39 protein-coding genes are annotated in these 21,339 nt (G+C 41.2%); 38 read left to right on the top strand and 1 reads right to left on the bottom strand.

The window, feature by feature from the left end:
- Positions 1 to 4: 4 nt before the first annotated feature.
- From infA to WC445_01160, 32 genes are all read left to right on the top strand, one after another.
- Positions 5 to 229: a translation initiation factor IF-1 gene (gene infA / locus WC445_01005; GenBank protein ID MFA5128524.1), complete on the top strand. Its 225-nt coding sequence runs from the start codon at positions 5 to 7 to the stop codon at positions 227 to 229.
- Positions 230 to 235: 6 nt separating this feature from the next.
- On the top strand, positions 236 to 349 hold the full coding sequence (rpmJ, locus tag WC445_01010; protein MFA5128525.1) for a 50S ribosomal protein L36: 114 nt from the start codon (positions 236 to 238) through the stop codon (positions 347 to 349).
- A 79-nt stretch (positions 350 to 428) separates the two neighbouring features.
- A complete protein-coding gene (rpsM, locus tag WC445_01015; protein ID MFA5128526.1) occupies positions 429 to 821 on the top strand; it encodes a 30S ribosomal protein S13 in 393 nt (130 codons plus the stop codon).
- 30 nt (positions 822 to 851) lie between these two features.
- Positions 852 to 1,313: a 30S ribosomal protein S11 gene (gene rpsK, locus WC445_01020; GenBank protein ID MFA5128527.1), complete on the top strand. Its 462-nt coding sequence runs from the start codon at positions 852 to 854 to the stop codon at positions 1,311 to 1,313.
- An 8-nt stretch (positions 1,314 to 1,321) separates the two neighbouring features.
- On the top strand, positions 1,322 to 1,951 hold the full coding sequence (gene rpsD / locus WC445_01025) for a 30S ribosomal protein S4 (GenBank protein ID MFA5128528.1): 630 nt from the start codon (positions 1,322 to 1,324) through the stop codon (positions 1,949 to 1,951).
- 27 nt (positions 1,952 to 1,978) lie between these two features.
- Positions 1,979 to 2,797 carry a DNA-directed RNA polymerase subunit alpha gene (locus WC445_01030; protein ID MFA5128529.1) on the top strand — a complete coding sequence of 273 codons (819 nt, stop codon included), beginning with the start codon at positions 1,979 to 1,981 and terminating at the stop codon, positions 2,795 to 2,797.
- A gap of 37 nt (positions 2,798 to 2,834) precedes the next feature.
- Positions 2,835 to 3,185 carry a 50S ribosomal protein L17 gene (gene rplQ / locus WC445_01035; protein MFA5128530.1) on the top strand — a complete coding sequence of 117 codons (351 nt, stop codon included), beginning with the start codon at positions 2,835 to 2,837 and terminating at the stop codon, positions 3,183 to 3,185.
- Positions 3,186 to 3,197: 12 nt separating this feature from the next.
- Positions 3,198 to 3,563: a 50S ribosomal protein L13 gene (rplM, locus tag WC445_01040; protein MFA5128531.1), complete on the top strand. Its 366-nt coding sequence runs from the start codon at positions 3,198 to 3,200 to the stop codon at positions 3,561 to 3,563.
- 105 nt (positions 3,564 to 3,668) lie between these two features.
- Complete coding sequence (rpsI, locus tag WC445_01045) at positions 3,669 to 4,115, top strand: 30S ribosomal protein S9 (GenBank protein MFA5128532.1); 447 nt, start codon at positions 3,669 to 3,671, stop codon at positions 4,113 to 4,115.
- A gap of 211 nt (positions 4,116 to 4,326) precedes the next feature.
- The gene (locus WC445_01050) at positions 4,327 to 4,533 is read left to right on the top strand and encodes a hypothetical protein (GenBank protein MFA5128533.1); all 207 of its coding nucleotides are present in this window, start codon (positions 4,327 to 4,329) and stop codon (positions 4,531 to 4,533) included.
- 9 nt (positions 4,534 to 4,542) lie between these two features.
- Complete coding sequence (locus WC445_01055) at positions 4,543 to 4,845, top strand: VCBS domain-containing protein (protein MFA5128534.1); 303 nt, start codon at positions 4,543 to 4,545, stop codon at positions 4,843 to 4,845.
- 50 nt (positions 4,846 to 4,895) lie between these two features.
- On the top strand, positions 4,896 to 5,708 hold the full coding sequence (locus WC445_01060) for a hypothetical protein (GenBank protein ID MFA5128535.1): 813 nt from the start codon (positions 4,896 to 4,898) through the stop codon (positions 5,706 to 5,708).
- 1 nt (position 5,709) lies between these two features.
- A complete protein-coding gene (locus WC445_01065; protein MFA5128536.1) occupies positions 5,710 to 5,988 on the top strand; it encodes a hypothetical protein in 279 nt (92 codons plus the stop codon).
- Positions 5,989 to 6,010: 22 nt separating this feature from the next.
- Positions 6,011 to 6,520 carry a hypothetical protein gene (locus WC445_01070; GenBank protein MFA5128537.1) on the top strand — a complete coding sequence of 170 codons (510 nt, stop codon included), beginning with the start codon at positions 6,011 to 6,013 and terminating at the stop codon, positions 6,518 to 6,520.
- Positions 6,521 to 6,524: 4 nt separating this feature from the next.
- The gene (locus WC445_01075; protein ID MFA5128538.1) at positions 6,525 to 6,734 is read left to right on the top strand and encodes a hypothetical protein; all 210 of its coding nucleotides are present in this window, start codon (positions 6,525 to 6,527) and stop codon (positions 6,732 to 6,734) included.
- Positions 6,735 to 6,739: 5 nt separating this feature from the next.
- Complete coding sequence (locus tag WC445_01080) at positions 6,740 to 7,156, top strand: hypothetical protein (GenBank protein ID MFA5128539.1); 417 nt, start codon at positions 6,740 to 6,742, stop codon at positions 7,154 to 7,156.
- Between the two features lie 22 nt (positions 7,157 to 7,178).
- Positions 7,179 to 7,751, top strand: coding sequence for a 3'-5' exonuclease (locus tag WC445_01085; GenBank protein ID MFA5128540.1), 573 nt, complete (start codon positions 7,179 to 7,181; stop codon positions 7,749 to 7,751).
- A gap of 206 nt (positions 7,752 to 7,957) precedes the next feature.
- The gene (locus tag WC445_01090; GenBank protein ID MFA5128541.1) at positions 7,958 to 8,209 is read left to right on the top strand and encodes a hypothetical protein; all 252 of its coding nucleotides are present in this window, start codon (positions 7,958 to 7,960) and stop codon (positions 8,207 to 8,209) included.
- A 5-nt stretch (positions 8,210 to 8,214) separates the two neighbouring features.
- Positions 8,215 to 8,466 (top strand): hypothetical protein, encoded by a 252-nt coding sequence (locus WC445_01095; protein MFA5128542.1) that lies wholly within the window; start codon positions 8,215 to 8,217, stop codon positions 8,464 to 8,466.
- A gap of 4 nt (positions 8,467 to 8,470) precedes the next feature.
- Positions 8,471 to 8,611 (top strand): hypothetical protein, encoded by a 141-nt coding sequence (locus WC445_01100; GenBank protein MFA5128543.1) that lies wholly within the window; start codon positions 8,471 to 8,473, stop codon positions 8,609 to 8,611.
- A gap of 151 nt (positions 8,612 to 8,762) precedes the next feature.
- Positions 8,763 to 9,194, top strand: coding sequence for a hypothetical protein (locus tag WC445_01105; GenBank protein ID MFA5128544.1), 432 nt, complete (start codon positions 8,763 to 8,765; stop codon positions 9,192 to 9,194).
- 164 nt (positions 9,195 to 9,358) lie between these two features.
- Complete coding sequence (locus WC445_01110; protein MFA5128545.1) at positions 9,359 to 9,583, top strand: hypothetical protein; 225 nt, start codon at positions 9,359 to 9,361, stop codon at positions 9,581 to 9,583.
- A gap of 55 nt (positions 9,584 to 9,638) precedes the next feature.
- Positions 9,639 to 9,797 carry a hypothetical protein gene (locus tag WC445_01115; protein ID MFA5128546.1) on the top strand — a complete coding sequence of 53 codons (159 nt, stop codon included), beginning with the start codon at positions 9,639 to 9,641 and terminating at the stop codon, positions 9,795 to 9,797.
- A complete protein-coding gene (locus WC445_01120) occupies positions 9,790 to 10,143 on the top strand; it encodes a RusA family crossover junction endodeoxyribonuclease (GenBank protein ID MFA5128547.1) in 354 nt (117 codons plus the stop codon). The genes WC445_01115 and WC445_01120 overlap by 8 nt, the downstream gene beginning before the upstream one ends.
- The gene (locus tag WC445_01125) at positions 10,124 to 10,402 is read left to right on the top strand and encodes a hypothetical protein (protein ID MFA5128548.1); all 279 of its coding nucleotides are present in this window, start codon (positions 10,124 to 10,126) and stop codon (positions 10,400 to 10,402) included. Before WC445_01120 ends, WC445_01125 begins: the two co-directional genes overlap by 20 nt.
- Positions 10,371 to 11,594, top strand: a complete 1,224-nt coding sequence (locus WC445_01130; GenBank protein ID MFA5128549.1) for a site-specific DNA-methyltransferase — start codon at positions 10,371 to 10,373, stop codon at positions 11,592 to 11,594. Before WC445_01125 ends, WC445_01130 begins: the two co-directional genes overlap by 32 nt.
- A gap of 32 nt (positions 11,595 to 11,626) precedes the next feature.
- Positions 11,627 to 12,214 carry a hypothetical protein gene (locus WC445_01135; protein MFA5128550.1) on the top strand — a complete coding sequence of 196 codons (588 nt, stop codon included), beginning with the start codon at positions 11,627 to 11,629 and terminating at the stop codon, positions 12,212 to 12,214.
- Entirely contained in the window at positions 12,096 to 13,490 is a 1,395-nt protein-coding gene (locus WC445_01140) for a hypothetical protein (protein ID MFA5128551.1), read from the top strand. The genes WC445_01135 and WC445_01140 overlap by 119 nt, the downstream gene beginning before the upstream one ends.
- A complete protein-coding gene (locus WC445_01145; GenBank protein ID MFA5128552.1) occupies positions 13,481 to 13,690 on the top strand; it encodes a hypothetical protein in 210 nt (69 codons plus the stop codon). Before WC445_01140 ends, WC445_01145 begins: the two co-directional genes overlap by 10 nt.
- Positions 13,691 to 13,864: 174 nt before the next feature.
- Positions 13,865 to 16,009 carry a phage portal protein gene (locus WC445_01150; protein MFA5128553.1) on the top strand — a complete coding sequence of 715 codons (2,145 nt, stop codon included), beginning with the start codon at positions 13,865 to 13,867 and terminating at the stop codon, positions 16,007 to 16,009.
- A 15-nt stretch (positions 16,010 to 16,024) separates the two neighbouring features.
- Entirely contained in the window at positions 16,025 to 16,309 is a 285-nt protein-coding gene (locus WC445_01155; GenBank protein ID MFA5128554.1) for a hypothetical protein, read from the top strand.
- A gap of 25 nt (positions 16,310 to 16,334) precedes the next feature.
- Positions 16,335 to 17,777 (top strand): hypothetical protein, encoded by a 1,443-nt coding sequence (locus WC445_01160; protein MFA5128555.1) that lies wholly within the window; start codon positions 16,335 to 16,337, stop codon positions 17,775 to 17,777.
- On the opposite strand, the gene WC445_01165 is transcribed toward WC445_01160, so the two are convergent.
- On the bottom strand, positions 17,774 to 18,346 hold the full coding sequence (locus tag WC445_01165) for an HNH endonuclease (protein ID MFA5128556.1): 573 nt from the start codon (positions 18,344 to 18,346) through the stop codon (positions 17,774 to 17,776). The genes WC445_01160 and WC445_01165 overlap by 4 nt on opposite strands.
- An 87-nt stretch (positions 18,347 to 18,433) precedes the next feature.
- Here WC445_01165 and WC445_01170 point away from each other — a divergent pair, with 87 nt between their 5' ends.
- The 6 genes from WC445_01170 (at position 18,434) to WC445_01195 (ending at position 21,334) form a co-directional block, all read left to right on the top strand.
- Positions 18,434 to 18,643 (top strand): hypothetical protein, encoded by a 210-nt coding sequence (locus WC445_01170; GenBank protein MFA5128557.1) that lies wholly within the window; start codon positions 18,434 to 18,436, stop codon positions 18,641 to 18,643.
- A 51-nt stretch (positions 18,644 to 18,694) separates the two neighbouring features.
- Complete coding sequence (locus WC445_01175; GenBank protein ID MFA5128558.1) at positions 18,695 to 18,877, top strand: hypothetical protein; 183 nt, start codon at positions 18,695 to 18,697, stop codon at positions 18,875 to 18,877.
- Position 18,878: 1 nt separating this feature from the next.
- On the top strand, positions 18,879 to 19,244 hold the full coding sequence (locus tag WC445_01180; protein ID MFA5128559.1) for a hypothetical protein: 366 nt from the start codon (positions 18,879 to 18,881) through the stop codon (positions 19,242 to 19,244).
- 579 nt (positions 19,245 to 19,823) lie between these two features.
- Complete coding sequence (locus tag WC445_01185; protein ID MFA5128560.1) at positions 19,824 to 20,189, top strand: transglycosylase SLT domain-containing protein; 366 nt, start codon at positions 19,824 to 19,826, stop codon at positions 20,187 to 20,189.
- Entirely contained in the window at positions 20,186 to 21,073 is an 888-nt protein-coding gene (locus WC445_01190) for a hypothetical protein (protein MFA5128561.1), read from the top strand. Before WC445_01185 ends, WC445_01190 begins: the two co-directional genes overlap by 4 nt.
- 6 nt (positions 21,074 to 21,079) lie before the next feature.
- Positions 21,080 to 21,334: a hypothetical protein gene (locus WC445_01195; protein MFA5128562.1), complete on the top strand. Its 255-nt coding sequence runs from the start codon at positions 21,080 to 21,082 to the stop codon at positions 21,332 to 21,334.
- Positions 21,335 to 21,339 lie beyond the last annotated feature (5 nt).

Below are 21,339 nucleotides of genomic sequence, written 5' to 3' on the forward strand. Positions count from 1 at the left end.
CCTTATGGTGCAAGACACAAGTAAAGATTTTATTGAAGTAACTGGCACGGTAGAAGAACTTTTGCCGGCAGCTACTTTTAAAATCAAACTGGAGGACGGCCATGTTATTTTGGGCCATCTCTCCGGCAAGATGCGTTTAAATAAAATTAGATTGCTTCCCGGTGATAAAGTTAAAGTGGAAATGACGCCGTATGATTTGACTAAGGGGAGAGTGGTTTATAGATTTTAAAAAATTATGAAAGTCAGAGCTTCAGTCAAAAAAATTTGTCCGTCATGTAAAGTTATAAAACGCGGCAAGCGGATTTTTGTCATTTGTAAAACAGCTAAACATAAACAAAGACAAGGCTGACCGACGCGGTGCGTGTAAATTTGCTTGGGCTGTTATCACGCAACAAGTCGATAGAAATTAATTTAACAAGAATTTATTTATGGTAGTTAGAATCGCGGGTTTAGTTCTCCCACAAAACAAAAGAATAGAAATCGCATTAGGTTATTTATATGGTATTGGCCGATCTCAGGCGAATAAAATTTTGGCGGCCACAAAAATTAATCCCAACACAAGAACTAACGCCTTGACCGACGATGAGGTTAATAAATTAAGAGAATTTATTGAAAAGAATTATAAAGTTGAAGGTGATTTAAAAAGAGATGTTTTTAGCAATATTAAAAGATTAAAAGAAATTGGCGCGTATCGCGGAACACGGCATGCTCGGGGACTTCCGGCGCGCGGACAGAGAACAAAAACAAATTCCAGAACTGTTCGCGGTAATACCAGAAGAACAATGGGTAGTGGACGAAAAGCTGCGGGACAAAAAACCTAAAATAACTCAAAAGTCAAAATAAAATAATTTATGGCAGAAGAACAAATTGTAAAAACCGAAGCAGCCACAGAGGGCGAGAAAAAACCCGTAGAGAAAACCGGAGTCGCCCCAAAAGCAAAAGCTAAAAAGAAAAAAGTTGTAAGGCATGTGCCGAGTGGTCGAGCTTATATTCAGGCTACTTACAATAATACGATAGTTACTTTGACTGATCCGAATGGAAATGTTTTGGCATGGTCTTCGTCCGGACTTTGTGGTTTTAAAGGTCCTAAAAAGGCCACACCTTACGCGGCAGGCATTGTTGTGAAGAACGCGGCGGAAAAAGCCGCGGATTATGGTTTGCAAGAAGTGAATGTTTTAGTGAAGGGTGTCGGCTCTGGACGAGAAGCGGCAGTTCGCGCCTTAAATGCAAATGGATTAAATGTTTTATCAATTAAGGATATGACCCCGATTCCGCACAACGGTTGCCGGGCGCCAAAACCAAGGAGAGTTTAAACTGAAATATGGCAAGAAATTTAAAAGCTAGATGTGCGCAATGTCGCCGAGAGGGAGAAAAACTTTTTTTAAAAGGGGATCGTTGTAATTTGGCTAAATGCGCGATTGTCCGCAGAGGTTATCCGCCGGGCGTGCACGGTCCAAAAGGGAAAATTAGATTGACTGGCTATGGAACACAGCTTCGAGAAAAACAAAAAGCCAAACATATTTATGGAATTTTAGAAAGACAATTCAGAAATTATTTCGAAAAAGCTATAAAGAGAACCGGGGATACGAGCGAATTTTTACTCCAACTTCTGGAAATGCGCCTTGATAATACTGTTTATCGTCTTGGAATCAGCAAATCGCGCCAGGGAGCAAGGCAATTTGTCGGCCATGGGCTTTTAGCAGTAAATGGGAAAAAAGTTACGATTCCTTCATACCAGGTAAAAATTGGTGATGTAATTTCTATTAAAACAAGCGCCACGCCAAAAAAAGTTTTCCAAAATTTATCGCAGACACTTGCGAAGTATGAACCGCCGGCATGGCTTGCGCTTGATATTGTTAAAATGGAAGGAAAAGTTACAAGAAAGCCAAATAAAGACGACGTGAAGACGCAGTTTGATCTCAAAATGATTATTGAGTTTTATTCTCGTTAATAATTTAAACGAGTTTAGCAAATTCTTATGGAACCAATTATTTTACCGTCCAAAATCGAAATCAAAAAAGGAAAAAACAAAAACGAGGCGACTATTGTAGTTGAACCTTGCTATTACGGTTATGGAACGACTTTGGGCAATGCCATCCGGCGCGTGATACTTTCTTCCTTACCGGGAGCGGCGGCGACAGCCGTTAAAATAAAAGGCGTCCAGCATGAATTTTCCACAATTCCGCACGTGAAAGAAGATGTGGTGGAAGTTCTCCTGAATATTAAACAGTTGAGATTAAAAGTCTTTTCAACTGAACCGGTGCGTTTGGTTTTGAAAGCCAAGGGAGAAAAAGAAGCGACAGCCGCTGACATTTTAAAATCTTCTGACGTGGAAATCATAAATAAAGATTTACATATTGCCACTTTGACTAGTAAAAATGCTGATTTAGAAATGGAAATTTTTGTAAGCCAGGGGAGAGGATTTTTGCCGGTGGAAGCGCGGGAAAAAGAAAAATTAGAACTTGGGGCCATTGCCGTTGATTCAATTTTCGCTCCGATTAAGAATATTGGTTATAAAGTGGAAAATGTTCGTGTTGGTGATATAACAAATTATGATCGTTTGATTTTAGATATTGAAACTGACGGAACAATTACTCCGGAAGAAGCCCTAAAACAAAGCGTCCAGATTTTAATTGATCATTTCAATTTATTTTTAAACGGAACAGATTCAAAAGAGGAAATTTCAGAAAAAGTTAAGGACGAGGAAGGGGAAGAGGAAGTTGTTCAGGAAAAAGAGGAAGAAGCTCCGGCCGAAGATAAGGCGAAGAAAAAAAGAGGAAGACCAAAAAAAAGCTAAAAGTTAAAACTGCAAAGCGTAAAGTTAAAAGTCATTTATGAGACACAGAAAAAAGGGAAAAATTTTAGATAGAAAAGTTGGACCAAGAACCGCCTTACTCAGAGGATTGGCGGTAAGTTTGATTTTGTATGAAAAGATGCAAACTACTAAGGCTAAGGCAAAAACCGTAAAGCCGATTGTGGAAAGATTAATTACGCGCGGTAGAGAGAATACTTTGGCGGCCAGACGTTATTTATTGAAATATTTGTATAAAGAAGCGGCAGTTAAAAAAGTTCTTGAAGAAATTGGGCCGAGATATAAAGATAGAAAAGGCGGTTATACGAGAATTATAAATGTCGGTCGTCGGCAGGGAGATGGAGCGGAAATTGTTCAAATTGAATTAGTATAAATTTAACGGGATATGCCAAAAGCAATAATAAAAAGACAAATACATACAATTGACGCGGCGGGCGTGCCTCTCGGAAGATTGGCGACGCACGTTGCCATGCTTCTGCGTGGAAAAAATAAAACGACTTTTAGATTTGATGTTGATGGCGGGGATTTTGTTAATGTCCTTAATGCTACCAAGGTAAAATTTACCGGTAAAAAATTTACTGATAAAAAATATTTTTGGCATACTTTTTTTCCGGGCGGGGCGAAGCAGCCGACAATCGAACAGTTATTCAAGAAGAGCCCGCAAAAAGTTATTTGGAAAGCCGTATGGGGAATGTTACCTACAAATAGATCAAGAAAAAATATAATCAAAAGGTTAAAAATCAGCAAATAAAGTATGACTGCGGAAACAAAAAAACCTAAAAAAACAACAACCAAGGCTGTTAAACCGGTCGTGAAAAAAGTTGTCAAGAAGAAGATAGCCGAAGGAAAACCCAAAATGGAAGAAGAAAAAGAAGTGGTGGCGGTTCAAGAAAAAGTAACCGAAGATAAAAAATCGGGATATATTTATGCTATCGGCCGGCGCAAACAAGCTATTGCCACCGTGAAGCTTCATAAAAATGGTAAGGGGAAAATTACGGTAAACGGAAAATTATATACTGAATATTTTCCAACTGATGAAATGGAACAGATTGTCTCTGGACCATTGAAATCGGTCGGGCAGGCGGATAAAGTTGATATTGAAGCAAAATCTTTTAGTGGCGGTCTTCGCGGCCAGGCTGAGGCGGTTCGTTTAGGCATTTCCAGAGCTCTCGTTCAGTTGAATGTAAATTTTAAAAAGAATTTGCGCAAAGCAGGATACTTAACTCGCGACCCGAGAGTAAAAGAAAGAAAGAAACCGGGATTGAAAAAAGCGCGTCGAGCCCCGCAATGGCAAAAGAGATAGCGCCACGCGCCACAACCGCATAAATTTCCTATAAAATAGCGGAAATTAGCGAAACTACACACTCTATGAAGTGTGTAGTTTTTTGTTATGTTCTGCCGGTCTTGAAGGGAGGTTGTCCGCTGTGGATAACCACGAACTACACACTCGCTCTTCAAGCCGGGCAAAAAATAATAATTCTTAATCTCACACCAAGGTGTGAAGAAAGGAAACTATGGATCAGAAATTTGATCAAGCATTTGTGAATTACAATCTTGATTTGAAAGCGGCACGTATCCGGAATGGCACGGATCACGGCCCGGTATCCAACCTCAGCTACAAGTGTGTTGAGTGCGGAAAATTCGTGAGCGGCCGGGTGGTTGATTTTTACGATGGAGAGGTTGAGAGAGTCCGGTGCTACGAGTGCCAAAATAAAGAATAATTTTAAATTATGGAAAATCAAAAATCAGTTTATACGCAGTACGCCGAAGTGGACAAACAAATTAAAGATCTCCAAGAAAAACAAAAAATACTTCAGGTTGAGTGCTTAGTAGAAATGGAAAAAAGAAAAGCCACTCAAATAAAAACAGATCTCGGAATTTTCTCGGTAGCCGAAAGAAGAACCTGGACTTATAGCGCGGACTTGAAAAAAGAAGAAACAAACATCAAGGCCCTAAAAAAGGCGGAGGAAATTTCGGGCAAGGCGACGTGTGAAATTTCAAAGTCAATGAGATTTCTAAAAGCAAAAGAGTAAAAATTTATAAAAACTTTAATCTCACACCAAGGTGTGAAGAAAGGAAAAGTATGGCTGATACCATGAAGCCGGAAAATGAAAAAAGAGAACCGACACAAATTGTTAAAGCAGGAGAAAGTTTACCGCCGCAATTGATTGATCCGGCTAAGCAAGTTGAATTTGCCGGCCGCGCGGCCAAAGTTTTGATGGATATTATCAAAACAAAACCAAAAAAATTAGTTTTAAATGGTGAGCAATACATTGAGTTTGAGGATTGGCAGACTGTCGCGCGGTTCTACAACATGACGGTTGGCGTTGACTGGACAAGAGAGATTATGCGTGAAGGAAAAATCCACGGATTTGAAGCCAAGGCAAATGTCTACAATTCTGGCGGAACAATAATCTCGTCGGCCGAAGCATCTTGTTTAAGGGATGAACCAAAATGGAATACCCGATCAAAATACGAATATAAAAATGGTAAGAGAAATAAAGTTAGTGACGAATTGGTCCCAGAATTTCAGTTAAAAAGTATGGCACAGACGCGGGCCTCTGCCAAGGCGTTGCGCAACGTGCTGGCCTGGGTTGTAGTGCTGGCTGGGTTCAAGGCCACGCCGGCTGAAGAAATGGATGGTGTAGAGGGTTTTGAGAGCCGGGCCGCAGCGCCGCCCGCAGGGTCAGTTGCCAGACCGGCAGTAAGACCTCCGGTTGCACCGGTCGCAAAAGATACATCGGCCAATGTTCCGGGAATTCCTGAAGAAAAATTAATCTGCGCGATGACCGGTGTTAAAATCACTCAGGAAGAATATGCCTACAGCATGCGCAAATACGGAATGCCTTTAAGCCGGGCCGCGCAAAGAGAACAGCAGCAAGGAGGGGGAAATTAATATGGCAAATCCCATGGGAAAATTCGCGACTGGATGGAAAACAAATAAATTTAAAAGACTTGTCGGAGCAAAAAAGATGTTGAATGTCGCGGCTATAAATCTTAATTCTGTATCAAAAGAAATCGGACGCGCGATTAAGGACGAGGAGCATGGGAGTGAGGAATTAGTCAGAGCCTTGGATTACGCCGTAAAAATAGGACAGATAAGCGAAGAGGTTGGAATGGAACTTCTAAGTGACAAGCAGAAGGCGGATAAATTTCTTTCGACGGGGGAAGTCTAACTAACCACTAAACGCTTGTCTTATGGCTACGCGAAAAAGAATGTTAGCGCCAAACATTTGGCAGGACTCAGGGTTTGGCCTTCTCTCTCAGGTTGGCAAATTGCTTTGGATCGGATGTATCACTCAGGCTGATGATGAGGGACGATTGACTGGCAATCCGGTTGTCTTAAAAGGCATTCTGTTTCCTTTTGGCGATCCTGATTTGAATGATGTTTTTGACGGAGTAGAAGAACTGCGCCAAACGATGAAAAATTTTATTCTTTACGAGGTTGGCGGTGAATGTTTCATCCAGTTAAAAAATTGGAAAATACATCAAATTTTGAGAGCAGACAGAAAGGCCGATTCGACCTTTCCTGCGCCACCTCGGGAGGCATTGGTTGATAAACGGTTGTCGGGCGGTTGTCAGGTGGGGACACAAGTAAGTAAGGAAGTAAGTAAGCAAGGAAGCAATGACGCCGCAATAAAAATTTTAAACCATTGGCGGACCGAACTGGAGAGCAAGGGAATTCTTACTAAAAAAAAGTTAATTTAATTTTATGACAGAACAGGAATTGAGAAAAGATAAAAATTTAGTTCTTTGCAGTCATTGTGACACACCGGCAAGTTGGGATTTATCATGCGAAGCTGGATGGGTTGGCTGTGCGCCATGTATCACTGGAGAGGCGGCAAGTTTTGATCCGGGAGATTTAATTGCTGCCGACAAAGATTGTACTGATTCTTTTTTGGAAGAATTTAATAAAAAATAAACAAAATGACCCCCTCGGAAATTAGAGAAAATTTCCAACTCTACCAGTCCGGCAAGATCTCGCTTGCGGACTATACTCACCGAATCACGCCGGCCGGTAGAGTTATTGCGCCGGTTCCGCAAACTATGCAGATTCCATTTTTTGACGCCGCAAAAACTCAAAGAGCAAAACTACTCAATTTATTGCAAGATGGTTTGCCACATTCTACGCCGGAAATTATGCAAAAAGTTTATGGCAACGAGCATTGTGGCATCGCGCGAATCGGCGCGCGAATAAACGATCTTGTAAAAGAGGGTTATGTATTCGTTGACGAAAATGGGATTGAACTTAAAGAGAATCGGCGCGGTTGGGCTGACAAAAATGACAGATCGGTTTACTGGTATTGTCTTAAAGAATTTAGACAAAAATGGTATGCGAAATAATTTATAAATAATTAATTTTTCCATGAAAATAATTTATTTTGATACTGAAACGACCGGCCTCAATCCAGTGGTTAATGACATAATTCAATTTGCCGGAATAATTGAAATTGATGGTGAAGAAAAAGAAAGATTTGATTTTAAATTACAGCCATTCAGTTACGAAAATATAAATCAGTCCGCGATGTCTGTTCACGGAATTACCGCTGAGCAACTTAAAAATTTTGATTCTCCCGGAGAAGCCTATAATAAAATAATTTCTATTTTTGACAAATACATTGATAAATATGATAAAAACGATAAATTTATTGTTTGCGGGTATAACGTAAAATTTGATGTAGATTTTTTAAAAGAATTTTTTTCTAAAAATAAAAATAATTATTTATTTTCATATTTTGGGGTTGTTAAAGATCCATTGCCCGTTCTCGGATATTTGAAGAGCATTAATAAAATAGATTGCGAGAATTTAAAACTTGAATCAGTTTGTAAAATATTTGGAATAGAAATTTTTAATGCTCACAATGCCTTGGCTGATATTGATGCGACAAGATCGGTTATAAAAAAAGTTGATGAGATATTAAATTCGGTCAAACTTTAATCATTAAATAAAAATATTATGGCTGGTATGCCAAGTAAAGGGGAAATTACAATCACGAGTAAAAATGCCGCTAAAATTTTTGATGCTGCCAGAGAAAAAATAGACAATTTAGTGATTGGAAATGCGAAATGGATATGTCCGATTTTTTGGATGTATTGTCCGCGGTGTTTAAAAGTTCATGTCTTCAATAAAAAAACAAATAAAAAATGCAGAGATCAAATAATGAAAATTATATCGGCCCAACTGGCAAAGTAAAATGCCAAGAAATACAGCTCAAAGGCGGTGCCAAAGTGATTGTCAACTGGAGTAGTAAAACAAAATGCAAATGCGGCGCAGAATTTTGGTGGGCATGCACTAAAAATCACAAAATGATTCCGATTGTTTTGGTTGGTCATTGTGAATGGGCCGCACACTTCGCCGATTGTCCGCTTGCGGGTAAATTTAGAAAAAATAAATAAATTTTATGCCAAACACTAAAATCGCAGAGCCGATGGATATAAATAAACCGGAGGCAATGCCAGCCAAAATTTATGTCATTATTACAAGTGAAAAAGGAGAGGTTGTTTTTCCGAAAGGTCAGGGAGTTCAAATTATAAAGGGTTATTCACTTGAAGACGCTTTCGCCACTATTCGCAAGGAAAGGCCGGGTACACGAGACGTGACTTTTGTTGCATCACTTCTGCTTGATGATTTTCAAAAGAGTTTGGAGATTTAAAAATATGAAATGGTTTATTTGGGCAATTCTTAATTTAATACTTGGATCAATCTATGTAGGTTTGGAGCGCTACGGAATGGCGACATTTATGCTTGGGATATTTTTGTATGGAATGTTCATTTCTTTAATTGAGAGAGAAAAATAATTTTTAAAAATGCTTGGTTTTCTTCGTTCTTTATAACAAAAATTTAATCATACCTTTTTGTCTGTTTTTATCAGAAAGGAGTAAGGGCAAGCATCGTCCGTCAATAAATCATCTTTGAGAAAACAAAAGACGGGCAAGAAATTAAAATATTATGCCAATTAAAAATTATACCACGACCGTCCCGGCCAATCGAAGCATTGAAGAAATACAGAGCGCTTTAGTTAAACACGGTGCGTCCGGCGTGCTTTACGAATACGAAAAGGGGACCGGGAGGATCGCGGCATTGAAATTTAAACTTCAAATTGGAGAACAGGCGGTGGCATTTTCTCTGCCGGTCAGCTGGCGTCGTTTTCAGGCGGTGTTAGAGGAGCAGCAAGTTAAGCGCAGCAACGATGAGGATTATGTTTATCGCGTTTCTTGGAGAAATATCAGGGACTGGGTACTAGCGCAGCTCGCGCTTTATGAAACGGAGATGGTGGAATTGCCTCAAGTATTTTTACCATTCGCGACCGGAAAGGATGGTAGCACTCTTTATGACCGAGTGCTAAATCAAGGCTTTTTATTAACTGATGGTGAAAAATAATTTTATGAAAGAAAGAACAAAAGAGTTAGTAAATCTTCTAGCGATATGTATTTTCTGTATCGGAATTATAACATTTTTAATTATTGTGACAGTGAGATGTTGGAACATACCACTTATGGAAAGGACCGGGGTTTGTGCCATGCAGTTTATGTCACGTTAAATTTATGGATAAACCAAAAAAGTGTTGTGGGCTTGGAGAGTTTAAATGTCAAATTCCGATGCCAATTAAAGGACGAAGCCAAGACATTGATTTTTGTATAGCAGATATTGTTGCCGCCCTAAACGCCGCAAATATCATCACGATTGCCTCTTGTTGCGGACACAAAAAATTTGATGGAAATATTATTTTAGAGGACGGCAGAGAATTGATTATTAAAATTAAAAAATAAACCCACGAATAAACCCTGAGAGACAAATAGGCGGAAAGAATTAAAATTTTAGAGTATGAAGGAAAAATGTAATGGCTGCGGAAAAGAGGGTGGTGTGATCAAGCACTACATCATTGCCGACGATTTGGAAAATCCCCGCCCTTACCACCAGTCTTGTTTTAGAAATATGATTTGGCGCGCCTGGCAGAAATGGAAGGAGGCGAAGAATGATTAAAATTTTGATGGATAATATCCGGCCGCTTTCAGTTAATGAGGCATGGCAAGGCCGGAGGTTTAAAACAAAAAAGTATAAAAATTATGAGCGTGAGCTGCTGTACTCTTTGCCGGCCAGGGAGAAGATTCTGGGAACCGTGGGAGTGGATATTAAGTTTTATTTTAAAAATCCGAATTGCCGGGATGTAGACAATCCAATTAAGCCGCTGCTCGATATTCTGGACAAAAAAGGATATTTTGAAAATGACAAAAAAATTGTTTGTCTTCACGTGGAGAAAATAAAAAGTGAAATGGAAGGTTTTGAAGTTTGTATTTATCCGACTATTTATGTGTCAAAGCAAAATTAAAAAACTCCGGCAACTGTACAAGAGGGAGTTTCGGGAAAAACTTTTGAACGGCTGGGTACATCTGCCGAGCGCCATTTGGGAGCTGATAAAGCCGAAGCCAAAATGGATGCCGCAATTTTTGTGGGTTAAATTAATAAGATTAGTTTTAAAAATTGACGAAGTAGAAAATGGAAATAAAACAAATCAAAATCAAGGAACTCCTCCCGTCGGAATACAACCCCCGGATAATGCCGGACGACGAGATGAAAAAACTGATTAGATCGATTCAGGAATTTGGTTTTGTGGAGCCGGTAGTGGTAAACCAGCATCCGGGGAGGGAGAACATCATCATCGGCGGCCACCAGAGAGTTCTGGCTGCCAAAACGCTCGGCTACGAAGAGGTGCCGGTTGTTTTTGTCAGCCTTACGCCGGAGAAAGAAAAGTTGCTGAATCTCGCGCTGAACAGAATTTCCGGATCGTGGGAAGAAGAAAAGCTGGCCGCGCTTTTGTCCGAACTGGAAGAAGCAGACGTTGATTTATTTTTATCCGGTTTTAATTCGGCCGAGATAGACGAGCTGCTGAAAAATTTTCATGAGACAAAGGAAGAAGATTTTAATGCCGTAGAGGAATTGGAAAAAATTACCACACCGGAATCTAAGCCCGGGGAAATTTATGAGTTGGGCCGGCATAGATTGCTTTGCGGTGATAGTACGGAAATTCTGAATCTGAAAAAATTGATAGGAGAGAATATAATAGATTTGGTTTTTACTGATCCGCCGTTCAACGTCGGTTATAAATCAAGCGGCAAAAATCGGGACAAGTGGTCTGAAGCGTATGGAGATGATGATTACACGGACGAGGGCTTTGATGAATTTTGTATAAAAGTATTTGGAAATTTTAAGAAATTTTTAAAGGGTGGTGGTGCTTATTATGTTTGCTCGGGCTGGAGTTCCTGGGCATCTTTTTGGCAGGCGTTGAAGAAAAACAATTTGAAGCCAAAGGGATGTATTATCTGGGACAAGGGGCATGGCGGGATGGGATGGTCTGATTACTGGTACCAGCATGAATTAATCGCAGCCGGGCTGAAATTTGAGGCCACCGGCGACACAGAAAGTGAAGTCTATGAGATGGTGGTTTACGGCTTTGACGAAAAGGCAAAACATTATTTTGCCAAGAGGGGCGGCGCGCGGCTTACCGATGTTTGGCGTATTCCGCGAGATCCGAATAACAAGTATGAACATCCAACGCAAAAGCCGCTGAAATTAATTGAGAACGCGATTTATAACAGCTCGAGGATTGGTGACAAAGTTTTGGATATGTTTGGTGGTTCCGGATCAACTTTAATCGCGTGCGAGCGGACCGGGCGAACAGCTTTTTTAATTGAGCGTTCGCCTTTGTTTTGTGATGTTATTAGAAAAAGATATGAAAAATTCACCGGAGGAAGAGCAGTTAAAATTACCCCTACCGGATGAGGATAGTTGGGTCTTTGATTTAATAGAAAAATATGGAGGACAAGAATAAAAAAATGGATCAGAAACAAGGTTCCGCCTTTATGGCGTACTGGGGTTTGGGTGGAGATAGAAGTTTAGAACGGTTGTACCGAGAATGGACTAAATTACTACCGAATCTTAATCGGCCGCGGAGTATTACAACGCTGAAAAATTGGTCTTCTAAATTCAGATGGCAGGAGGAGATGGAAAAGATGGATGATGATGCTAACAAAAATCTCTTTGATGAAGCTAAGAATGTAGCGCGGGAAAGCAGGATTGATATTTTAAAGGTTTTTAGAGCCGTAGTTTTGAGATTTGCCACACAACTTAAAAATAACCCGGGCAAAGAAATTAACAGTTCTGACGTGGCAACTTTCTGGAAGATGGTAAGAGTGGAGATGGGATTACCGGCCGAACAAAGCAAAATGGAAATTAGTGAGGCAAAAACTCTTGATGACTTATTAAAAGAAGACGAAGAGGACTATGAGAACCAACAAAGAATTAATAGAGGGCCTGCTGAGAATTCAGAACAAAAAGCAGCAAAAAGTAAAATTCAAACTAAACGCAGTTCAGGCAAAATACGAAAAGGAACAAACAAATAGGGATCTGATTCTTAAGGCTCGTCAAGAAGGTTTTTCAAGTTATATTTTGGCGGATTATTTTATTGATTGTTTACGAGCTCCAACCTCTGCAGTGGTAATCTCTCATGAGTATGAAGCGACTCACAGACTTTTGGAAAAGGTAAAATATTATATTGGTAATCTTAAAGTTAAACCGGGAATTAAGTATGAAACAAAGCAGGAGATTACTTTTCCAAAACTGCCAAGTTCGTTTTATATAGGCACGGCCGGGCAGAGGTCTTTTGGCCGCGGCGACACAATTCACCGGGCACATCTTTCAGAGGTTGCTTTTTGGAATAATGCGCCAAATATTATTTCCGGCATAACAGAGGCAGTGCCACTTTCCGGAAAGATCAGGATTGAAAGTACTCCGTTCGGCCGCGGCAATTGGTTTTATGATGAATGCCAAAAAGCTAAGGCACACGAAAGTTCATACACATTTCATTTTTATCCTTGGTGGTTGAATCAGGAATATTCGGCCGAGTATTTGACTGAAGAAGACAGGGCAAATCTACCGCCAAAAATCGCAGAGCTCTTTTTAATACCGGATGCTGAATTTAAATTAACAGATGAAGAAAATGATTTGGTTTTAAAAAATAATTTAACCATAGGTCAAATAAAATGGCGGCGATATAAGGTTTGGGATCTGGGTGATCTTTTTGTGCAGGAATATCCGGAAGATGATGTCACTTGTTTTTTACAATCGGGCAGACCAGTCTTCCGGACCGTCAATATTTCTACTCAAGAACCATTGGTGGAAAAACATTTTTATCTTGGAGGATTGGACGGAGCGGAGGGCATTGAGAATGGAGACAGACATTGTTTTTCTTTAATTGATCCCTGGACTAAACCGGCAAAAACTGTTTTTGAAATTGTAAGTAATGAGCCAATTGAGATTTTTGATTTTAAAGTATCAGAAATTTGTAAAAAATATAGTGTAAAGTTGGGAGTGGAAAAAAATGGTATTGGAGTTGCGCATTGCCAGAAGTTAAGAGATTTGGGAGTTGATTTTGAAGAATGGGAGACAACCTCAGCAAGTCGTCCTTTGATGCTTGTTGAACTTGAGGAGGCGCTTCGTAAGGATGAATTGCGCGAATGTTATCTTGAGGCGAAAAATGAATTTTTGGACATGGTTTACGATGAAAAAAACCGGCCGACGCATACATCAGGAAAACATGATGATAGAGTTTTTTCCCGCGCCATCGCGTGGCAAATGCGCAAATCATTAATGGCTAACTGTGAAGTCAAATGGCTTTAGGTAACAAAACAAAAGTGATGAGGGAGATCCCGGCGGAGTGGGACAGACTGATCAAGTTTGCCGAGGCGTTGAAATTTGGTGAGGCAAAGGTTGTTTTTCAAAATGGCCGGCCGGTTCGGATTGACCACGCGATTCAGCAAATCAAAATTGATAATGAAAAAGATTTTGATGACGGACTTAAAACAATTCCGCTGATTTAATAAAGTTGTAATAATTTTGTGATAGAGTATTTGTGGATAAGTTTTCTTGCGCGGATTTTTTTAAAGTTGTATAGTTAAATTAACAATTTATTTTTCGGGCTGAGTTGATTACCAATAGGCTCGCAATCTAATCTGATTTTTAATCGGGTTCGGTTGCGAGCCTTTTTTGTTTATATGAAACTTTTAGATAAATTTTTAGATACCATCGGCTTGGTTAGGAAATCTTTTACCACGCCATCGGCCTTGATCGCCGGGATGACAGGGTGGCTCTCCGGCGGCGGCATCAGTAAAGACGTGTTGATGGATTCAGGAAGGAACTGGGTTTATACCTGCATGCGCGCGATTGCCGAAGAGGTTGGGAAAATTGAATTGCGGCTCATCTCGATTAAAAAAGATGGCACGGAAGAAGAAATTTTTGAACACGAGTTGCTGGATGTTATTTATAAGGCCAACAACTTCATGACAAAAAACGAACTCTTTGAGTTATTGTCAATGCACTGGGATTTGGCCGGTAATGCATATTGGTTTATGGAAGGAGTAAATAAGCCGGGAGATCTGCCGACCGCTTTTTATCCTCTGAACCCAAAATATTTAAAAATTAAAAAAGGCAAGTGGCCGGTTCTGATTGAAAAATACGCGTACAAGGAACCGGATCAGCAGGGCGCGGAGTATGATCCTTTTAAAATTTTACATTTTCGGTTGCCAAATCCAAACAATTTAGCCGAGGGGCTGGGAACGGTTGAGGCGATTGCTGAATGGGTTGATGTTGAAAATTTTGCGACAAAGTGGAATCGCTTGTGGTTTTGGAATGGCGCGCGGCCGGATCTCGCCCTGACAACTGAGAATAATCTGACCGCCGACCAGCAGGAAATTTTGCGTACTTCATTTGAATCGGTCTACAAAGGCGTTGAGAACGCGCACAAAGTGGCGATCATGCCCAAGGGGACCGACCTTAAAGACATCAGCAAATCGCACAAGGACATGGATTTTACCGAGTTGGACCGGGTGTATCGCGATAAGATTTTGGCCGGCTTCAGAGTGCCGCGCACAGCGCTCGGAATTACCGATGATGTTAACCGCGCGAACGCCGAAGTGACAAATTATGTTTTTGCTCTTCGCACAATCAAACCGCGCCTGCAGAGGATTGTTGATTATTTGAATGAATTTTTGGTGCCGCGATATGGCGAAAATATTTATTTAACTTTCAAAGACCCGGTGCCGGAGAATAGAGAGCTCGAGCTCGAGGAAAATAAAGCGGCTCTGGGTGGTCAACCTTACAAGAGTGTTAATGAAGTTAGAGAAAATGATGGACTACCGGCGATTGAAAACGGCGACGCGGTCAGCACTAATTTCTCGCTTGTGCCACTTGGCAAACCGATTGAGAAGGCACAGCCGAAAAAGATTCAAATAAAAAAACGGCCGGGTCAAAGAAAAAAAGATGAGATTTTATCGGGAGTAGCATCGGCCGCGGCCAAGATGGTGACAGCAGAAATCAAGGCGGTGGTGGAGAAAAAATCTTTTAAGAATGAAGATTTAAAAAATGATGATCTGTGGGGTGCGGCCTGGAAATTATTTATTGGAAGAGTGACGCCTTATGAAAAAGCGCTCAGGGAAGAGATTAAAAAATACAACGAAAAACAAAAAGAAAAAGTGTTGGCCGCCTTGTCCGGATTGGTTAAAGGAGTAAAGGCGATTAATCCAAAAGATTTATTGAACGTGAAAGATGAGATTGGAGCGTTCATTAAACTTGCCACGCCAGTTTTGTTTGAATTATTTGGAAAAGAAGGCGAAGCGGCGCTGGCTTTAATCGGCGCGGATCAGGCCTTTGATTTCACTTCTCAAAAGGTCAAAGAAAAATTAAATGCGGCAATTAATCTCTTGGCCGAAAGCTATAACGAAACGACGCTTGATTTGCTTAAAACAAAATTGAGTGAGGGGCTGGATGCCGGTGAGGGGCTGGATCAGCTAAAAGACAGAGTCTCAACGATCTACGAATTCAGCGATGAATACCGGGCGGCGAGAGTAGCGCAAACGGAAACATTCAGGACCGGGAACGCGGCCACGCGCGAGGCGTGGAAACAATCCGGTGTGGTTAAAACCTTGAAATGGTACACGGCCGAGGATGAGCAAGTTTGTGAATTCTGCGGGCCGATGCACGACAAGACGGTCGGCGTAGAGGAAAAATGGTTTGACAGGGGAGAGGAAATCACCGGCGCGGATGGTGGGAAATTGAATGTTGATTATGTTGATATTGAAAATCCGCCGTTGCACGCCAACTGCCGCTGTTACATTCGTCCCGAGGAAATTTCAATTGAATAATTAATTTAAAAATTTATGTACCAAAAAAGCACACTTTACAACAAAACATTGACGCTCGCGGACACGGAGTATTCCCAAGCGCTGCCGACTGACACGAGAAAAGTTTTAATTAGTGAACGATCAGGCGGGGCTGATTTGAAACTGGCTTATGTTTCAGGGGAATCAGGTACAAAATTTATTACCATTCGGGCCGGGAGTTCTAAATATCTTGAGGGAGTTTATTTGAGCGGGGTTACTCTCTATATGCAGAGCCCGACGGCCGGCGCGGTGATTGAGATTGAGGTTTGGCAGGATCAATAAAATTTTAAAAATAATTTTATAAGCTATGCAAAAACTTTTCAATTCAAAGTGGTTTAAAAGAATATCCATTGGCATTTTAGCCGTGGCTATTTTAATAATTCCACTCATTACGGCCGCGCAGATGGGCGGAGGTATCAGCGTGCCAAATTTCTTTAAGAGAGTAGGCAACGCCATAAACCCGACAAACTCCTCCTGGACTCTCGGTTCTTCCGGCACACCTCTTGCCAACGGCTACTTCACGGCGCTCACCGCGGGCACGCTTACAATCTCTTCCACTGTCTCCGGCGACTTATCAGTGGGGGGCGTGATTAAGGCAAGTGCCGGCACCGCCGCCGCACCTTCCATAACTTTTACGGCCAATCCTGATACCGGATTTTATTATAGTGCCGATACTATGGGCGTTGTTATAAACGGAACAATCGTTGGCAGTTTTACCGGATCAGGAGTACGAGCGACACAATTTATGAATACGGCGGCAGCTCACGTGTCCATTTTGGGCATGAACGCCGACGGAGCTACGGCTTATGCAACAAAAATTGGAAGCAATACGGCATTGACAACCGTCGGAGCAAAAATAGTTGGATTTTATAATGATGGATTTGTAACCGAAAAAGCGTACATTGATAAAGACGGCAATATGTATTTAGGCGGTGGGGCGATGATTGCCTTAACTTCAAATACTGCGGCTTATTTCGCTGGAAACATAAGCAATGGTGCTTCTGCTATCGGAGTACAAATTGGAAATATAAACGCACTAAGCACGGCTGGAGCTAAGATTGTAAGTTTTTACTCTGATAACAGAACAACTGAAAAAGCTTATGTAGATTATCTCGGTTCTTTCAATGCCGGTGCAGGGACTGCTTTATTGCCTGCTTACTCGTTTGTTGCTGACCCGAATACTGGTATCTATTCGTATGGCGCTGACCAGATTGGATTTACTACAAACGGAGTTGCAAGAGCTTCATTAGACCAAACTGCTTTCTGGAATAGTACCTTTTATTCATTTGGTGCGGCGACCATTACAATGAAGGGTCAAGTTGCGGATGGAGCAAGTGCTGTTGGGGTTACTCTCGGTTCTTATGTATCCCAGACAACGGCAGGCGGAAAACTGTTATCTGTCGTAAACAACACGACGGAAAAGGCCTTTATAGACAAAGACGGCGCTTTCGGCTCGGTTCTCGGCGCGGCGACTATCGCGAACGCCGCTACTACTTTTGCGGCGCAAGGCAATGTAATGACCGTTACCGGCGATGCTGGCGGAAATACCGTGGCGACAATTACGGCGGGCGTGGTCGGACAACGGCTCACGATGAAATTTGTTGACGCTTTGGTAACAATTACTGATACGGACGCGGCCACCGCGAACACAGTCAATTTAAGTGCGGCGTTTACTTCCACGGCGAACGACACGATGACGATTGTTTTTGACGGAAATAAATGGTTTGAAGTTTCTAGAGCGATTAATTAATGTTTCAATCTTGGATTATGGAATTTGCGATGTTCGGCGCGAGACATTAATTGTAGATTTTCAAGCCGATTATCAAGTTTATTTCCATTATTATGGTGGACAATTTCCGAAGTAATGAGTTTTCTTTTTAGATGTTTTTCCATGATAAGCCGATGTTCGCTGACCCGTTTTCCTTTAATAGAAAAAACCTTATATCCTTTCACAAGAAATCCACTTCCATCATTAATTAATTTTAGGGGATCACCGTGTCGTAAAAATCTATGATAATGCATTGCACAAAATCCATGAGAGCCACCCTTATAAGTATCAGAAATATTATTGCAATTTTCTATAATACATTTTTTGGGTATAGAGTGGAATTTACGGAGACAAGACATAGAGCAAAATTGTGTTTTTCGTTGTTCAGAATGAAAAGTAATATGGCAAAATTTACATTCTTTATCTGGAACTTTATGATGAAGAAGTTTTATTGGATCACCATATCTTCTCCAACGAGTGTAATGCATTAGACAAAAATCTTTGATAATTCTCGTCGTGTTGTGGCAATTCTTGATTGAGCAATGTTTCATAAAATTAAATAATTATTAATTATTTAATCATATCATAATTGCTATGAAATAACAAGAAGTGTCAATTAAATCTTAACTTTCAAAAAAATGGACTCATCAAAAAAATCAATTCTCGTTGGATTTTCGTTGGGCATTATGGCCGCAATTTTGGGTTTTGGAATTTACTTTTTTATAGGATTGCGGACGCTCACAATTCAAAATGTTTCAGCCACAAATTATATTGTCAGTTTCTTGGCCAGTAAATATCCTGATTTTGGCCAGGCGCCGCAAGCGCAACCTACGCAACCGCAAGAGTAATCTGGGCAAAATAAATACAAACTGGGTAAATAATAATTAATTTAAAAAAGTATGGACTACATCAAAAAACTTCTTAAATCAAAAACTGTCTGGGCTGGCATTGTCGCGGTCGTCACCGGCTTCGGGCTTTTTATGACCGGCGAGCAAGAACTTTCAGAATTTCTTTTTGGAGCGAGTGGCGTTCTTTCAATTATCTTGCGCTCGATGACTAATCAGCCGATTGAAAATAAATAGTATGGAAAATAAAGCAAAACAAATCGCTCTTGGCTTAGCACTGCTCGGCACTATGGTCGGCGGGGTTTTTACTTGGAACGAAGGAACGAGGCCTGAGCCGTTATCTTTTGAAGAGCAGGAAACACTACACAAAATATGGAATTACGAAATTGAAAAAGCGGGTGGGACGATCACACTGGAAAATACCACAGCAGATAATATCATCGTGAAAATTAACGAACGATTGTCCGACCCCTCTAAAGTGGAAACAAAAGATGTAAAACTGGACGGCGAAGAAGCGTTGACCGCTACGGAATACGAAACTTTAAAAGCTGGGTTGATGGATAAGGCCGAACAGAAGACAGCGATTGGCGAACTTTTACAATAACAACCAAAGGCGGCAGATAGAAAGAGAGGACGGAAATGATGGTCTATGAGGTGTTCAAGTGTCCGCAGTGCAAGTGTGTCCATTCGTGCAAGTGGGGCGAGCAGATGAGCCGCTGTGCTACTTGCCCGCCCTCGGCGCAAGCGTCGTGTTCTATGCACGAAACGGCGACGAGGGTGTGGACTTATTGCGAAGACTGCAAGGGAGGTGACGGAAAGAAGGCAAGGCGATGAATATCCGCTACTGGGTTCGATCAAACTTGCGGTGTCCGCATTGCGACCGGAATCTCACGGAAATACTACTGGAAGATGATCCTCTCAATTACTACTGGTGTCAGCCGTGTCGCAAACTTTTTCGGCTTTCAAGAAATCCGAAGAAGTTGCTCTCGCTCGCACCGCCGAAGGAATGAGCAAACTCTGCCGCCATTCCTTTAATTCTTAAAAGAAAACTTATGAACAAAATTAAATGGTTAATCGTTAGTGTCGTTTTTTAGTCGGGATTTTTATTCAGGGGTTTGCCTGGAAGAATTACGAAACTTTTGACAAGGACTGGATACACAAAGGCGGCGTTGCTCACAGGGAATTGAAGGTTGAAATTACAGCCGAGCCACAGAAAAACGAAACAGGGAGGGAGCAGATAGTGTTGGCGAATGGGAATTCCGAAATCAAAGATTATATCCGAAGTTTGTGGGGTGATGAAACAGAGAGGGCGTTTGAAATAGTGAATTGTGAGAGTGGCTGGAAAACAGCAATTATCTCGCGGACAAATGATGTTGGGTTGTTTCAAATAAACCTCGCGGCTCACTGGGCGCAAATACCAGGGGAAGACAGAGCGGAAAAGATTTTATGGCTTCAGAATTGGCGTAATAATGTTGAATTCGCCTATATGCTCTGGGCGGATCAGGGGTGGAGGCCGTGGGTATGCTCAAGAATTAAAAACTATTTATGATCCACTTTAATACTTACATACCGGAAAGAATCAAAAAGGGAAACGCCATTTATGAAATGATTTTTGGCGCAGGTGTGAAAACAGAGTCCTTTGACTGGTTAAAATATTTGCCGGATCGCGAGCGGCAGTGGTGGTTGCCTTTTTGTGTAGCGTTCAGCCGCCTGGACTGCGCCGAAGCGGTGGCGAGAAAAGCCGGAAAGACGCTTGATTTTTCAGATAGACGGCTCGCGGTTGAAAGCGGAACGAGTAAAAGAGGCAATACTCTTGATGCCGTCTCTGATTGTTTTCGTAAGAACGGCGTGGACAAAGAAGAAGATACTCCTTTAACAGCAAAGATGATAGCCGACGGCTGGAACGCCTGGGAAGCGATTAACAAGTTGCCTCGGGCCGGTGAAAGATATTTTGGCGGGTCGCACTCTTGGGTATTAAGCAAGGCCGCGATGATAGACGCGCTTGATCATTCGCCGCTTCAAATCGCGGTCGGAGAGACGGACGCAAACTGGGAACGGGACGGCGAGGTTCAAAATCCGACAAAGATTGACTATTATCACGCCGTGGTTCTTTATTTCATTGACGCGGACGGAAGATACTATGTTCGAGATACGATTGGAAAAGAATTTAAAATATTAAATAAAAATTATCCAATCGGCTGGTGTAAGTCCTTTCGCGACTTACCCGAAAATTGGAAAGACGCTATGAATACTTTTGTAAAAATTATAAAAGACAAGAATTCCCCATCTGTTGGCTTTTGGATGCCGGCCATAAACGAGAGCGCTCTTGAAACTCTGGCGCTTGGATTTAACAAACCGATTGAAAAGAAAAGCGACGGCGCGATTGATTGGGATAAAACGATTGAGGGCGAATTGGAATTAAAAAATAATTAAATAAAAATGCCAGACGAAAATTTACAACTTTGCGAGCGCATAAAAGGTGTTGAAGTTGAAGTTAAGGGAGTAAAAGAGGATATTTCTGAAATTAAAACTAATCATCTCTTCCACATCAACGCAAACATTTCTAAAATTTTTGACAAGATTGAGGATCTATCGACGAAGAGTAATTCTAAGCCTAGCTGGGCAGTGGCAATAATTTTGACTCTGTTGTCATCACTCGTGGTTGGATTAAGTGTTCTGCTTTTTAAACAATAATTTTT

Source organism: Patescibacteria group bacterium (assembly GCA_041650995.1).
In the GTDB taxonomy this organism is placed as follows: Bacteria; Patescibacteriota; Patescibacteriia; order XYB2-FULL-38-15; family XYB2-FULL-38-15; genus JAHIRI01.

Bases quoted from the DNA above. Each gene is read 5' to 3' on its own strand.
- WC445_01130 (MFA5128549.1), top strand. From the start codon at position 10,371: ATGCCGGACGACGAGATGAAAAAACTGATTAGATCGATTCAGGAATTT.
- WC445_01075 (MFA5128538.1), top strand. From the start codon at position 6,525: ATGACAGAACAGGAATTGAGAAAAGATAAAAATTTAGTTCTTTGCAGT.
- rpsD (MFA5128528.1), top strand. From the start codon at position 1,322: ATGGCAAGAAATTTAAAAGCTAGATGTGCGCAATGTCGCCGAGAGGGA.
- WC445_01095 (MFA5128542.1), top strand. From the start codon at position 8,215: ATGCCAAACACTAAAATCGCAGAGCCGATGGATATAAATAAACCGGAG.
- rpmJ (MFA5128525.1), top strand. From the start codon at position 236: ATGAAAGTCAGAGCTTCAGTCAAAAAAATTTGTCCGTCATGTAAAGTT.
- WC445_01105 (MFA5128544.1), top strand. From the start codon at position 8,763: ATGCCAATTAAAAATTATACCACGACCGTCCCGGCCAATCGAAGCATT.
- WC445_01115 (MFA5128546.1), top strand. From the start codon at position 9,639: ATGAAGGAAAAATGTAATGGCTGCGGAAAAGAGGGTGGTGTGATCAAG.
- rplQ (MFA5128530.1), top strand. From the start codon at position 2,835: ATGAGACACAGAAAAAAGGGAAAAATTTTAGATAGAAAAGTTGGACCA.
- WC445_01195 (MFA5128562.1), top strand. From the start codon at position 21,080: ATGCCAGACGAAAATTTACAACTTTGCGAGCGCATAAAAGGTGTTGAA.
- WC445_01165 (MFA5128556.1), bottom strand. From the start codon at position 18,346: ATGAAACATTGCTCAATCAAGAATTGCCACAACACGACGAGAATTATC.
- WC445_01155 (MFA5128554.1), top strand. From the start codon at position 16,025: ATGTACCAAAAAAGCACACTTTACAACAAAACATTGACGCTCGCGGAC.
- WC445_01080 (MFA5128539.1), top strand. From the start codon at position 6,740: ATGACCCCCTCGGAAATTAGAGAAAATTTCCAACTCTACCAGTCCGGC.
- WC445_01065 (MFA5128536.1), top strand. From the start codon at position 5,710: ATGGCAAATCCCATGGGAAAATTCGCGACTGGATGGAAAACAAATAAA.
- WC445_01145 (MFA5128552.1), top strand. From the start codon at position 13,481: ATGGCTTTAGGTAACAAAACAAAAGTGATGAGGGAGATCCCGGCGGAG.
- WC445_01100 (MFA5128543.1), top strand. From the start codon at position 8,471: ATGAAATGGTTTATTTGGGCAATTCTTAATTTAATACTTGGATCAATC.
- WC445_01110 (MFA5128545.1), top strand. From the start codon at position 9,359: ATGGATAAACCAAAAAAGTGTTGTGGGCTTGGAGAGTTTAAATGTCAA.
- rpsK (MFA5128527.1), top strand. From the start codon at position 852: ATGGCAGAAGAACAAATTGTAAAAACCGAAGCAGCCACAGAGGGCGAG.
- WC445_01190 (MFA5128561.1), top strand. From the start codon at position 20,186: ATGATCCACTTTAATACTTACATACCGGAAAGAATCAAAAAGGGAAAC.
- WC445_01060 (MFA5128535.1), top strand. From the start codon at position 4,896: ATGGCTGATACCATGAAGCCGGAAAATGAAAAAAGAGAACCGACACAA.
- WC445_01050 (MFA5128533.1), top strand. From the start codon at position 4,327: ATGGATCAGAAATTTGATCAAGCATTTGTGAATTACAATCTTGATTTG.
- WC445_01030 (MFA5128529.1), top strand. From the start codon at position 1,979: ATGGAACCAATTATTTTACCGTCCAAAATCGAAATCAAAAAAGGAAAA.
- WC445_01055 (MFA5128534.1), top strand. From the start codon at position 4,543: ATGGAAAATCAAAAATCAGTTTATACGCAGTACGCCGAAGTGGACAAA.
- WC445_01160 (MFA5128555.1), top strand. From the start codon at position 16,335: ATGCAAAAACTTTTCAATTCAAAGTGGTTTAAAAGAATATCCATTGGC.
- WC445_01150 (MFA5128553.1), top strand. From the start codon at position 13,865: ATGAAACTTTTAGATAAATTTTTAGATACCATCGGCTTGGTTAGGAAA.
- WC445_01135 (MFA5128550.1), top strand. From the start codon at position 11,627: ATGGAGGACAAGAATAAAAAAATGGATCAGAAACAAGGTTCCGCCTTT.
- WC445_01090 (MFA5128541.1), top strand. From the start codon at position 7,958: ATGCAGAGATCAAATAATGAAAATTATATCGGCCCAACTGGCAAAGTA.
- WC445_01070 (MFA5128537.1), top strand. From the start codon at position 6,011: ATGGCTACGCGAAAAAGAATGTTAGCGCCAAACATTTGGCAGGACTCA.
- rpsI (MFA5128532.1), top strand. From the start codon at position 3,669: ATGGAAGAAGAAAAAGAAGTGGTGGCGGTTCAAGAAAAAGTAACCGAA.
- rplM (MFA5128531.1), top strand. From the start codon at position 3,198: ATGCCAAAAGCAATAATAAAAAGACAAATACATACAATTGACGCGGCG.
- rpsM (MFA5128526.1), top strand. From the start codon at position 429: ATGGTAGTTAGAATCGCGGGTTTAGTTCTCCCACAAAACAAAAGAATA.
- WC445_01125 (MFA5128548.1), top strand. From the start codon at position 10,124: ATGTGTCAAAGCAAAATTAAAAAACTCCGGCAACTGTACAAGAGGGAG.
- WC445_01140 (MFA5128551.1), top strand. From the start codon at position 12,096: ATGAGAACCAACAAAGAATTAATAGAGGGCCTGCTGAGAATTCAGAAC.
- infA (MFA5128524.1), top strand. From the start codon at position 5: ATGGTGCAAGACACAAGTAAAGATTTTATTGAAGTAACTGGCACGGTA.
- WC445_01175 (MFA5128558.1), top strand. From the start codon at position 18,695: ATGGACTACATCAAAAAACTTCTTAAATCAAAAACTGTCTGGGCTGGC.
- WC445_01120 (MFA5128547.1), top strand. From the start codon at position 9,790: ATGATTAAAATTTTGATGGATAATATCCGGCCGCTTTCAGTTAATGAG.
- WC445_01180 (MFA5128559.1), top strand. From the start codon at position 18,879: ATGGAAAATAAAGCAAAACAAATCGCTCTTGGCTTAGCACTGCTCGGC.
- WC445_01085 (MFA5128540.1), top strand. From the start codon at position 7,179: ATGAAAATAATTTATTTTGATACTGAAACGACCGGCCTCAATCCAGTG.
- WC445_01170 (MFA5128557.1), top strand. From the start codon at position 18,434: ATGGACTCATCAAAAAAATCAATTCTCGTTGGATTTTCGTTGGGCATT.